Raw genomic sequence first — 12498 nt, forward strand, 5'->3', positions numbered from 1 at the left:
TGAGTTTTTAAACAGAAGGCAAACTCTATAGTTAATATTTATCGCTGTCTTGATTATTAAGGAAAATAGGAGTGATTGGAAATGATACCCAGCAGATTTAATTAAAGGGTATTGTGAAAATTTCCGCGGAACAACTTTCACAATGGAACGCAATTTAATACAATATTTACGAGTTAGCAAAAAGGTTTGAGTCCTGACTTCAGGATTCAAACCTTTTGTATTAGTTTAATTTTATATTTGATTTAGTAGCGGGGAACATCCACTGTTTTACAGTCTTTATATTACACGCGATCGCTATAAACAAAAATAGCAGTGTTGCAACACCGCAGCTCACAAACCCGGAATCTCCACCAATGTGCTCCATAACAGTGCCGGCGTAAAAGTTGCCAATAGGCGTTGACCCCTGATTTAAAAATGAATAGACGCTCATTACCCTGCCCCGATATTCATCTGACGAGTAAATCTGAAAAATGGAATTTGCAGTGTTGATAAAAGCAAGGTTTGAAAATCCGATAAACGCTAGCAGTAACATGCATAATGCATATTGTTTGGTTAGCAGCGTGAGAATCTGAAGGGCGCCGGTTGCAATGCCGGTTATAATAAGTAAATTTTTATGAAGCCCGTTTTTACTTATAAACGCCATAACAATTGCCCCTATAAATGAGCCTACCCCCGCTGCGGATAGAAGCGTTGTATAACCGGATGCCCCCCTGTTAAGTACGATCCTTGAGAAAACAGGGATAACAACATCGTTATTCATTGCGAACGTACAGACAATCCCCATTACTATTACGTTTAACATTAGGGTTTTGCTCTTTTTTATGTATCTTAGACCTTCTGAAATCTCGGGAAGCATCCTTCTATGTGTGGCTTTTGGCACATATGGTTCTATTTTTATCATAAGTATGCCGCCAATAACCGCAATGTAACTAACCGCATTTATAAAGAAACACACAACAGGACCAAAAGCAACCATTATAGCACCTGAAATTGCAGGGCCAACGATCTTGGCAAGGTTAACAATAGACGAGTTAAGCGAAATCGCGTTCATTATGTCATCTTTACCGACAAGCTCGAAGAAAAACGACTGTCTTGCAGGCATATCTATCGTTTGAGTGATACCGTAAAAAGCGCTCAAAATGAAAACGTGCCAATACTGGATGCGACCTGTAAAAGTAAGTATGGTCATTATTGCGGCCTGAAGCATGAAGAGAATCTGAGTTAGAAGTATTAGATTTTTTTTGGGGAATCGATCTACGATCACTCCTGCAAACAGTGAAAATAAAAGCATCGGCATAAACTGGCACACGCCGAGGATACCAACAAGCAGAGGAGACTTTGTAACTGTATATACAAGCCAAACCTGCGCTGTTCGCTGCATCCATGTTCCCGTTAATGATATACACTGCCCTACCCAAAAATAACGGAAGTTTTTATACTTTAAGGAATGAAAAGTTATTTTAATTGATTCTACTAACTTATTTGACATTAATAATAAACACAACCATTCAAAAATTTTCCTTTAGGCTCAGGACGTTATAGACTGATTTCTAGTCTATAATGAAATTATATCATAGAAAAATAGGATTTAGAAGAAAAATAGTTAGAATCCTAACTATTTTTCTTGACATAAAAATATGCCAATGCTAAACTGAAATCGTTAGGTTCCGAATTAATTTTTGGAGGTCATATAAATGGACGATACAGCAATAAAACTCTATACTGCTTTAAATCGTGTCGGAAGGCAAATGCACAGAATTTCACACAGCAGGGCGGGACACTATAGAGAGCAAATGCGAATACTTAAGCTCATTGAACAAAACAACGGAGTTATACAGCGTGATCTTGCATGGCAGATGGATGTCAGAGCATCGTCTATGACTGAAATGCTTGCTAAGCTCGAAAAACGTGGCTTGGTTGAGCGCAAACAGGATGATGATGACCAACGTGTCATGCATATTTTTTTGACTGATCAGGGCATTAAGGCAGCGCAGGAATCAGAGCAGACTGGGGAAATTCTTATAAACTCTATGTTTAAGGGATTAACTGAGCCAGAAATGAAACAGATGCTGATTCTTACTGAAAAACTAATTGAAAGCCTTAGTGCAAGGGAAGAATGTTCAATGGCTAATAGCTGCAAATAACACCAAAGGATAAGTTGAATGAAAGGATGAATCATATGCCATACGGAATTGGAAGGGTCAGGTATATAGATGACACACAAAGTTATCCGAAACTTTCTAAAGCTCTGTTTATCAGAGTTTTAAAGTATTTTCGTCCATACATAAAACAGCTGGCAGTTGCTGTTTTGGCGATATTATCAACTTCAATTTTGGGTCTGATCCCCCCTCTCCTTCTTCGGAGCATCGTAGATACAGCTCTGCCTCAAAAAAATATCAAACTGCTGGGGGTTCTAGTTCTTATTTCAATATCCACCACTGTTGTTATCAGCCTTATTCAGGTTGGTCAGACTTACCTTAACACATGGATATCAAAACATATTATATATAATATAAAAAATGAAATGTATGTGCATCTGCAGTACATGCCCCTTAGCTTTTTTTCTTCTGCAAAACCCGGTGAAATAATAACTCATATGACAAGTGATATTGATGGTATTCAGGAAATATTCAACACTACGGTTGTAAATGCAATGAACAGTATATTTGTGCTTATTACAACAGCCGCAACGCTTATATATATGAACTGGAAGCTTGCAATTATCGGAATGATCACGCTTCCTCTATTCATTTTGCCAACAAGGAAAGTCGGGAAAACGCGCTGGAAAATTGCGCTTAAAAGTCAGGAAAGACTTGCTGAGCTAAACCAGATCATTCAAGAGACACTTGGAATCAGCGGATCGATTTTAATGAAGATATTTACTAAAGAAAAAGATGAAAGCGCTCATTTTGAAAAGGTCAATGATGATGTGATTAGACTTCAGATCAAAGAATCATTGGCAGGCAGATGGTTTATCATGACTATACAGATTTTCATGACTATTGGACCGATGCTTATCTATTTTTTTGGCGGGTTGCTGCTTGTTCACGGCGAGCTCACGATAGGCGGAATTGTGGCGTTTGTGGCTTTGCTTAGCAAGTTATATAACCCTGTGACCCAGATTTCAAATATACATATAGATGTCACAAGATCGTTTGCATTGTTCGGGAGGATTTTTGATTATTTAGACAAGGATCAGGAGATAGTGGATAAGCCTGATGCAGAAGCTCTATCCATTACGGCAGGAGAGATAAAATTCGAAAATGTATATTTTTCTTACAATAATTCCAAAGATGCATTGAACAATATTAGCTTTACGGCAGAGCCCGGCACAGTAACGGCGCTTGTTGGGCCAAGCGGCGCCGGGAAAACGACGATAACTAATTTGATTCCAAGACTTTATGATGTTACAAACGGCGTGATAACTATTGACGGTATAGATATTCGAAATGTTACGATTGAATCCCTGCGCAAGCAAGTCGGGATAGTTATGCAGGAGCCGTATCTTTTTAACTCTACAATCAAGGATAATCTGCTTTACAGTCGGAAGAATGCGACAGATGATGAGATCATATCGGCATGTAAATCAGCGTATATACATGATTTTATTATGTCATTGCCCCAGGGGTATGACACTGTTGTCGGTAACAGGGGGATAAAATTATCAGGAGGAGAAAAACAGCGTATTTCTATAGCAAGAGTGATATTAAAGGACCCCAAAATCATTGTGCTTGATGAAGCTACCTCATCACTTGATTCAGTATCCGAGGATTACATTCAAAAAGCTATGGTGCCTTTGCTCAAAGGAAGAACGGGGTTGGTAATTGCACATAGGCTTTCAACTGTTCTGTCTGCCGATCACATAATCGTTATAGAAGATGGGAGCATTAAGGAAACTGGAACCCATGAGGAACTTTTAAGGTTAGGCGGTCTTTATACGAAACTGTACCAAACCCAGTTTAAAGCCCAGGAAAAAGTTTTATTAAATATCTAAATGGAGGTGAACCCCTCCATTTTTTCACTCTATATCCATGGTACAACTTACATTTGACTTTGATGTGTTATTTAAGGTAACCTGTTAGCAGGGGGATACAAAAGAAGTAGAATCAGGAGGTATAGGGAAATGAAAAGATTATTCTCAAAACTTTCGGCAATACTCTTGGTATTTGCCATAATTTTATCTGTTGCAAATTTTTCAGCGGAGGTACATGCTGCCACTGCAACGTCAGCCGCCGGAATCGTTAATATTGGTTACGGTTCTTTAAATGTTCGGTCTTCGGCAAGTTCAAGCTCGGCTATTGTCGCAAAGCTTGCGAAGGGTTCTTATGTAACGCTGATTTCTAAGACGGGAAACTGGTGGAAAGTTGAGTATGCTGGAGGCAGTTATGGGTATGTTTCCGCAGACTTTATTACTAAAGTATCAGGGACTACAGCTTCGGTAGGCTTATCATCCGGATATCTTAATGTAAGATCTGGCGCGGGAGCATCCTACCCCGTTACAGCACAGCTTCCCTCGGGGAGAACAGTTATCACTCTTTCCTCCGGAAGCGGTTGGAGCAGAATACTTTACAATGGAACTAATGTGGGTTATGTGAGTTCTCAGTATCTTCGTGCAGTAATGGCATGGCCTGTTCCTGCAAGTTCAAGGATAAATCAATATTTTGTTAGCGGTAGTCATCTTGGCATTGACATCGGCTCGTCTGTTCCGGGTGTAACCGGCGATACAGTTGTTGCAGCTTACGGTGGAACGGTGGTATACTCAGGGGCGCTCAACGGTTATGGTTACGTTGTCTATATCAATTCATATTACAATGGACAATATATACAGACAAGATACGCTCACCTTAAAACTACTCCGTCGGTAAGTGTAGGCTCTGTGGTTGGAATCGGACAGACAATTGGCTATATGGGTAATTCAGGAGAGTCGACCGGCGCTCACACTCATTTTGAAGTTCGAATAAGATCCTCAAGTGGAAATTGTATTGCTAATTCAGAAAGTACACCTGTAAATCCATTAAATTATGTACGATATTAATAAATAATTTTAAAGCCCTCTTTATTTGGCTAGTCAAAGCTTAATAAAGGGGGCTTTTATAATAAAAATGTTTAATTTATTGAATCAACCTTAATTTAAATGTATAATAAAAATACTTAAAAAGTCTATATTAAGATGAGTGAAATTATGAAAACTATAGTAATTTACAAATCAAAAACTGGATATACCCAAAAATACGCAGGCTGGATTGCTGAGGAGTTATCTGCAGACATTAGAGAAGCCTCGAAAATCGATGCGGAATTTTTATGTGAGTATGACGTTATAATATTTGGCGGCAGCCTGCATGCAGTAGGGATAAACGGCATTAAAGTAATAACCGATAACTTTGAAAAGTTAAAAGGTAAAAAATTAATTGTTTTTGCAACGGGAGTTTCACCATTAAAAGATGAAGCATTAAGCGAAATTAAATATAAAAACTTTACTGGAGAAGAACTTAAAGTAATAAAACTTTATTATCTAAGAGGCGGGTTTAATTTTAAAGCGCTTCCTCTATCTGATAAAATACTTATGCTAATGCTAAAAGCCAAAATTAGAATGAAGAAAAAAGAGAATTTAACTGCAGATGAAAAAGGAATGCTTGCCATTTTTAATAAGCCTATAGATTATACTAAAAGGGAAAATATCAACAGTATTTTGGAATATGCAAGGAATATTGATTAATGAAGCTTTAAGAATTTCTGTTCTAATTCCTTTATTTCTTTTGACTGTTCTGTATGACCGTTATTTTTTCTTATTGAGAAAAATCCTAGAACGGATATGATTAAAGAACTGGAAGCGTCTACTATCAAGTCGGTCATTGTGTCCGCAAGCGCGGCGCGACCGACAAGCTGTGTGCCGTTTTCCAAAGCATATTTTTGCATATTTACCGATAATAAACCGTCAAATGTATATTCGTATATCTCCCAAACCGCCCCTGCTGCAAGGGCAAAACAGAATGCAAAAAGAGCGACAAAAAACGGGCTCAACTGTATTTTTACTCTTTCGGCATCGTTTAAAATACTCACAAGTGTGAATCCAAGCGCCCCAAGCATAGCACCGCTGAATGCGTGCAGGATGTTATCCCATTGAGGCACAAGATAGTAAAATTCTCTTACCTCCCCGAGATAAATTGCACAGAATAAAAACACAAAATACAATATGTACATATAATTAGGGATTCCGATTGACCATTTCTTTTCAACTATTGTCGGAACAGCCATCACTACTACGCCTAAAATACACTGAAAAAGCATTAAAACATAATCGCTTTTTATCTTTTTATATGAGTCTGCATCTGAGAGCGCTGACGGAGAAATAATTATTTGAACAATTGAGTAAATAATCGATAATACCAGTGTGATCAAAAGAATAATACCTGCAATCTTTCTCCAGTCCTTAATTGAAAGATTAGGAATATGCTTTTTCATGTGCAATCCTCCCCCGATATTGCAAACCTATTCTATATATCTTATGTGGCTTTTTATTTTTTGCCAGCAAAAATCTGTTTTATTTGTGTAAGCAGATAATCTTTAACGCCTTTAGGATTTTGAGCTTTTATTATAGAGTAAGCGATTTTAGGAGTGAAAGACTTAGGGTAATAGCTTAGATATCTAGGCTGCCAATGCGTCGGGGCGTATTTTTTCTTATATTGATAAAGAGTTTTAAAACCATAGAAGTTATTCAAATGTTCATAAATAAACTCCAAAACAAGGCCGACTGTTTTTTTAGGATCACTTTCTCTTACATTTGCAAGAGGAGCGAGTCCGAGACTTCCCCACTCAACTCCATCGCCTTTCATCGTTTCAAAGGCAGAAATGATGATTTTTTCCATAACTCCAATAGGGGCTTCCAGTCTGCGCCGTGTTACGTCAGCATAATATCCACTTCCACCGGCAAATGGGACAAATACAACAAAGCCCTGTATAACGCCTGATGCATCTGTAGCATAAAAATAGCGTCTTCCTTCAGGATTCTCAAATGAAACACTTCCAAGCATAAAAGACAGCTCACTGCTTTTTTTGCCATGAAGCCATTCATGGGATACATCCATAATTTCTTTTTCCAAAGTTCTGTTAGTGTCCTTGGATTTATCATATTCATAGACATTTATTCCAAGCCTATTGGCTTTATTAACTGCCTGCCTGGTTTTTGCAGCTGCCCCGCCGGCGGTGCTATACGTACTTAGTTCGAACATTGCCTCCTCGCCATATTTGGTTATTCCAAATCCCATCTCTTTATATATGTGAAGCAATTTGTCGGAAACCTGGCAAAAACAAATATCAAGATCATTTTGTCTGCAGAATGTAATAAACTCGCTTAATAGAATTATAGCGTCTTCAATTTTACAAATGGGATCACCCGCACAGACGGCAACTCCTGCTGCAAGTGTATATGCTATTACGCCGTTAACGGAAGAACCGAAGAAGTAAAGTTTATCCTCCTCGAGAGCGACATATGATATTGGGTTGAAGCCATACGACCTAAGTAAATCATGAACCCGTTCCCTACCCATCCTTGAAACTATTGGCTGATATACGAGAGGTTTTAAAATCAATATAATTGCAGTTATAATACAAACCCAATTTAAAATGATAGCAGATTTGCAAAATAAGACTGCCGTTCTCGTCTTAGGCTCTATCATCGATATATCCATAAAGAAGAGCAGCTGAATGGAGCGTATTATTCCATCGGCAAAACTGTAAATATGTTTAAATTCGTTTTTTAATATGAATAATCCGACCGCAGTGTTAAGCAGCACTAAAAAAACAGAAATTGAGGCAATAGTAATTCCTGCTTTTAATCTGAGAGGACTTGAAGCTCTATGAAAATCTTTATAACTTAAAGACAGGACGATAATGATCAAACTTTCAGAAAACGTAAAAATATTAATGTAATTATGGAACCGCAAAACATGAAGTATAAGAGATACAGGAAGGATACATAGAGCTAAAACCCATGCCATACGCATTCGTTTATAAAGTCTGAAGCTTATTAAAAGAAGGATGAATCCGGCAAGCGTTGAAAAAGTTCGATGAATAGAAATGTATTCGGGATTTAGGATTCTATAATATTTTCCAATAGTTTTTACCATTTTGAATTTATATGGAAGTGAGAGCACTATATTACTAATTCCGGAAAAGACAATAAGTGTAATGGCGGCATTTTGAATATTTATTATTATTTTATTAATTATTTCGGAACGTTTTCTCATACAATGCACCAGCCTTAATGTTTTAACTTACTTATTTAAGGAATACATTATTAATTATCGATACACTACAAACTTACACATTACAAAATTCCACATTGCAATTATGACCATAACAGGTATCTTTGCATACGCTGCCGGAAGCAGTAACAGATGATCGGTTATAAAGCTCAATAAAACGTCTGACAGAAGCGTATTGAAACAAAAAAGCACAGTATAGCGCACAAGCTGCCTTATGGCATTCTTATTTGACTTAAAATTAAAATGCCGATTCATAGTAAAAGAGTAAAAAGCCCCGATTGCCATAGCAAGAGGATTGGATATAAGCTTTTCAATTTTTAGACCTAATAAAGCCAGAAAAGACAGATATTCAATTGCAGCGGCGGAACATCCGATAACTATGTATCTTGAGAATTGTCTCGCGGTTCTGCTGTTTTTGACGCGTTTTACTTTTTTCACGACTTTGCTGTTCATATAGTGTCCTCTTTTTTCCTTTTTGTACTTTCGATATTATACATCAAATAGATTGCAAATTAAAACATATTGTGTTAAACTGCATAAAAAATGTTTTGTGCGAATATCAAAACTGTATAAATATATAATTTTAATAAAAATATACATTTTATATTGCATTTTTAAACATATAAACGTATAATTATTAATATAAAATATGCGAAGGAGAAAGTTAAATGAAGTCTTTTAAAAAAGTAGTGCTTGCCTATTCCGGCGGTCTTGATACATCTATAATAATTCCGTGGCTGAAAGAGAATTATGGCTGTGAAGTTATAGCCGTTGCCGCTGATGTGGGTCAGGGCGCTGAGTTATCGGGTCTTGAGGAGAAGGCTATAAAAACGGGTGCTTCTAAGCTTTATATAGAGGATCTGACAAAAGATTTCGTTGAAGATTTTATATTCCCCACTGTTAAAGCCGGTGCTAAATACGAGGGACAGTATCTTCTTGGAACGTCTTTTGCACGTCCGATAATTGCGAAAAGAATAGTGGAAATCGCAAAAGCGGAAGGCGCTGACGCAATCGCCCATGGCTGTACCGGAAAAGGAAACGATCAGGTTCGTTTTGAGCTTACAATAAAAGCATTCGCCCCTAACATGCCTATTATTGCTCCCTGGCGTATATGGGATCTAAAATCAAGAGACGAAGAAATTGATTATGCTGAAGCCAGGAATATACCTATTGCAATAACACGTGAGACTAATTACTCTAAGGATAAAAACCTATGGCATCTATCCCATGAGGGCCTTGATCTTGAAGATCCTGCGAACGAGCCGCAGCTCGATATAATACTTGAACTTGGTGTTTCACCGGAAAAAGCTCCCGATAAGGCTGAATATGTTACTATTACTTTTGAAAAAGGCGTTCCAGTCGCAATTGACGGAGTGAAGACTGACGGCGTTTCTCTTATAAGCAAGCTTAACGAGCTTGGCGGAAAAAACGGAATCGGAATAATAGATATGGTTGAAAATCGTCTGGTTGGCATGAAATCCAGAGGCGTTTATGAAACTCCAGGCGGAACTATCCTTTATAAGGCGCATGAAGTTCTTGAAACGCTCTGCCTTGACAGGGACACAATGCACTTAAAACAGGCTTTGTCCGGTAAATTCGCCGATCTCGTATATTTTGGTCAGTGGTATACTCCTGTTCGTGAAGCGCTTTCCGCTTTTGTTGACAAAACACAGGAAACCGTAACAGGTGATGTCAAACTCAAGCTCTATAAGGGCAATATCATTACAGCTTCCGTTACCTCGCCTTATTCACTGTACGACGAAGATATTGCAACCTTCGGAGAAGACGATGTTTATGACCAGAAGGATTCTGCAGGATTTATAAATCTATTTGGACTTCCGATCAAAGTTAAGGCAATGCTGGACGCAAAACAAGGCAAATAATTTTTAGGAGGAACGGCGTATGAAGCTATGGGCAGGACGGTTCCAGAAGGATACCGATAAACAGGTCAATGATTTTAATTCATCCATAAGCTTTGACGCGCGGCTGTACAGGGAAGATATTTCCGGAAGCATTGCTCATGCAACCATGCTTGGAGAATGCGGAATTATTACACCGGATGAGTCAGCGCAGATTATTGAGGGACTTAAAGGAATATTAGCTGATATCGAAAGCGGAAAAGTTGAGTTCACTGTTGACGCTGAAGATATACATATGAATATCGAAACGCTGCTTACGCAGCGTATCGGGGACACTGGCAAAAAGCTTCATACGGCTCGTTCACGTAACGACCAGGTTGCCCTAGATATGCGTATCTATATGAAAAAGGAAACTAAAGAAGTTATCGAGCATATTAGAAAACTGATTGAAGCTCTTGTCAAAAAAGCGGAAGACAATATTGAAACAATAATGCCGGGATATACGCATCTTCAAAGAGCGCAGCCAATAACATATGCGCATCATCTGATGGCATATGCAAACATGTTTAAAAGAGATATTGGCAGACTATCCGACGCATACGATAGGATGGATGAAATGCCTCTAGGCGCAGGCGCCCTTGCAACTACTACTTATCCTATCAAAAGGCAAAGGACAGCAGAACTGCTTGGCTTTGCGCGCATTACCGAAAATAGTCTTGATTCGGTTTCAGACCGTGATTTCGTTATAGAGGTTGCCTCGGCGCTTTCAATTATAATGATGCACCTTTCCCGTTTTTCGGAGGAGGTTATACTGTGGTGCTCATCGGAATTTGGTTTTATTGAGCTTGACGACGCTTACTCTACCGGGTCATCAATAATGCCACAGAAGAAAAACCCCGACGTTGCAGAACTTGTACGCGGTAAAACAGGACGTGTATATGGAACCCTTATGACACTTCTTACTATGATGAAGGGGCTGCCTCTTGCCTATAACAAGGATATGCAGGAGGATAAAGAGGCTATTTTCGACGCAGTTGATACCGTAAAAATGTGCTTATCGGTATTTACTCCAATGTTTGAAACAACCCGCCTCAAACCTCAGAATATGAAAAAGGCATGTTCCGGCGGCTTTATCAATGCGACAGACTGCGCTGATTATCTTGTCAGAAAGGGAATGCCTTTCCGTGACGCATATAAGGTTGTGGGTGAGATCGTAAATTACTGCATTCAAAATGATGAGTATATCGAAACTCTTACCTTAAAAGATTTTCTTTCGATCTGCGGAAAATTCGATCATACGGTTTATGACGCTATTGCGCTCCGCACCTGTGTTAATGGACGAAAGGTTGACGGAGGTCCGGCGCCGGAGGCTGTTCAAAAACAAATCAGCAGTATTAAGCAGTTTCTTGGAGAATAAAAATGAAAAAGATATTTATTGACGGGCGTGAAGGCACAACAGGTCTTCAGATTGAAGACCGGCTTGCAAAAAGATCAGACATAGAGATGATTTCAATTGATGAAAGTCTTAGGAAAGATCCTGCCGCCCGTTCAAAATGTATAAATGAATCCGATGTGACGTTTTTATGCCTTCCGGATGATGCAGCGCGTGAATCTGTGTCACTGTGCAATAATCTTGACACTATTATAATAGACGCTTCCACTGCTCACCGTACGTCACCGGAATTTGCATATGGTTTTCCGGAGCTTTCTGTTAAGTTTCGGGAAAAAATCAAAAACTCGAAACGAATTGCAGTGCCGGGCTGCCATGCCAGTGGCTTCATATCGCTGGTCTATCCGCTTGTTAAAGAAGGGCTTATCGAACCATCTTATCCGCTTTCAAGTTTTTCGGTTTCGGGATACAGCGGGGCTGGCAAAAAAATGATTGTAAAATATCAGGACCCAGAGCGTTCTCCATCTTTCGACAGCCCGCGCCAGTATGCACTCGGCCAAACCCATAAGCATCTTCCCGAGATGACTGCGGTATGCGGTCTTGAAAATCCTCCCCTATTTTCCCCTTTAATTTGCGATTATTATGCGGGCATGGCTGTAAGCGTCCCGATTTACTCTAGGTTAATGAAAAAGAAAATGTCACTGACAGAACTTCATAACTTTTACAAAGAGTATTATAGTGATACTAGATTCCTCAAAGTAGTAGAAACAATGGGATCAGATGTTCTGACGGATGGATTTTTGGAAGCCAATACGCTTATTGGTACGAACAACATGCAGCTTTTCATATGCGGTAACGATGAAAGAATACTTCTCTGTTCGAGGTTTGATAACTTAGGAAAAGGGGCTTCGGGTGCTGCGGTGCAGTGTATGAATATCGCCCTCGGACTTGCTGAGGACACTGGATTATAATATAGTATGTGAGG

11 protein-coding genes are annotated in these 12498 nt (G+C 38.9%); 7 read left to right on the forward strand and 4 right to left on the reverse strand.

The annotated features are described in order from the left end of the window. Nucleotides 1–220 precede the first annotated feature (220 nt). A complete protein-coding gene (locus Q8865_00940; protein MDP4151993.1) occupies nt 221–1489 on the reverse strand; it encodes an MFS transporter in 1269 nt (422 codons plus the stop codon). A 205-nt stretch (nt 1490–1694) separates the two neighbouring features. On the opposite strand from Q8865_00940, the gene Q8865_00945 reads away from it, so the two are divergent. The 4 genes from Q8865_00945 to Q8865_00960 all read left to right on the forward strand — a co-directional run bounded on the left by Q8865_00945 (nt 1695) and on the right by Q8865_00960 (nt 5716). After that, nucleotides 1695–2144: a MarR family transcriptional regulator gene (locus Q8865_00945; protein ID MDP4151994.1), complete on the forward strand. Its 450-nt coding sequence runs from the start codon at nt 1695–1697 to the stop codon at nt 2142–2144. Between the two features lie 35 nt (nt 2145–2179). Further along, nucleotides 2180–3994, forward strand: a complete 1815-nt coding sequence (locus Q8865_00950; GenBank protein ID MDP4151995.1) for an ABC transporter ATP-binding protein — start codon at nt 2180–2182, stop codon at nt 3992–3994. 129 nt (nt 3995–4123) lie between these two features. Beyond that, complete coding sequence (locus Q8865_00955; GenBank protein MDP4151996.1) at nt 4124–5035, forward strand: SH3 domain-containing protein; 912 nt, start codon at nt 4124–4126, stop codon at nt 5033–5035. A gap of 147 nt (nt 5036–5182) precedes the next feature. After that, on the forward strand, nt 5183–5716 hold the full coding sequence (locus Q8865_00960; protein ID MDP4151997.1) for a flavodoxin domain-containing protein: 534 nt from the start codon (nt 5183–5185) through the stop codon (nt 5714–5716). Here Q8865_00960 and Q8865_00965 read toward each other — a convergent pair. The 3 genes from Q8865_00965 to Q8865_00975 are packed head-to-tail and all read right to left on the reverse strand — an operon-like array spanning nt 5713 to nt 8717. Next, nucleotides 5713–6462, reverse strand: a complete 750-nt coding sequence (locus tag Q8865_00965; protein MDP4151998.1) for a hypothetical protein — start codon at nt 6460–6462, stop codon at nt 5713–5715. The two genes, Q8865_00960 and Q8865_00965, sit on opposite strands and share 4 nt — an antisense overlap. A gap of 53 nt (nt 6463–6515) precedes the next feature. Then, nucleotides 6516–8246 (reverse strand): phosphatidylglycerol lysyltransferase domain-containing protein, encoded by a 1731-nt coding sequence (locus tag Q8865_00970; protein MDP4151999.1) that lies wholly within the window; start codon nt 8244–8246, stop codon nt 6516–6518. A gap of 54 nt (nt 8247–8300) precedes the next feature. Further along, nucleotides 8301–8717: a GtrA family protein gene (locus Q8865_00975; protein MDP4152000.1), complete on the reverse strand. Its 417-nt coding sequence runs from the start codon at nt 8715–8717 to the stop codon at nt 8301–8303. A 215-nt stretch (nt 8718–8932) separates the two neighbouring features. On the opposite strand from Q8865_00975, the gene Q8865_00980 reads away from it, so the two are divergent. From Q8865_00980 to argC, 3 genes are read left to right on the forward strand one after another with little or no spacing between them, the layout of a single operon-like run. After that, complete coding sequence (locus Q8865_00980; protein ID MDP4152001.1) at nt 8933–10147, forward strand: argininosuccinate synthase; 1215 nt, start codon at nt 8933–8935, stop codon at nt 10145–10147. Nucleotides 10148–10166: 19 nt separating this feature from the next. After that, nucleotides 10167–11540: an argininosuccinate lyase gene (gene argH, locus Q8865_00985; protein ID MDP4152002.1), complete on the forward strand. Its 1374-nt coding sequence runs from the start codon at nt 10167–10169 to the stop codon at nt 11538–11540. A gap of 2 nt (nt 11541–11542) precedes the next feature. Further along, a complete protein-coding gene (gene argC / locus Q8865_00990; protein ID MDP4152003.1) occupies nt 11543–12484 on the forward strand; it encodes an N-acetyl-gamma-glutamyl-phosphate reductase in 942 nt (313 codons plus the stop codon). The last annotated feature ends 14 nt before the right edge of the window (nt 12485–12498 follow it).

Source organism: Bacillota bacterium, assembly GCA_030705925.1.
GTDB lineage: Bacteria > Bacillota > Clostridia > Oscillospirales > Feifaniaceae > JAUZPM01.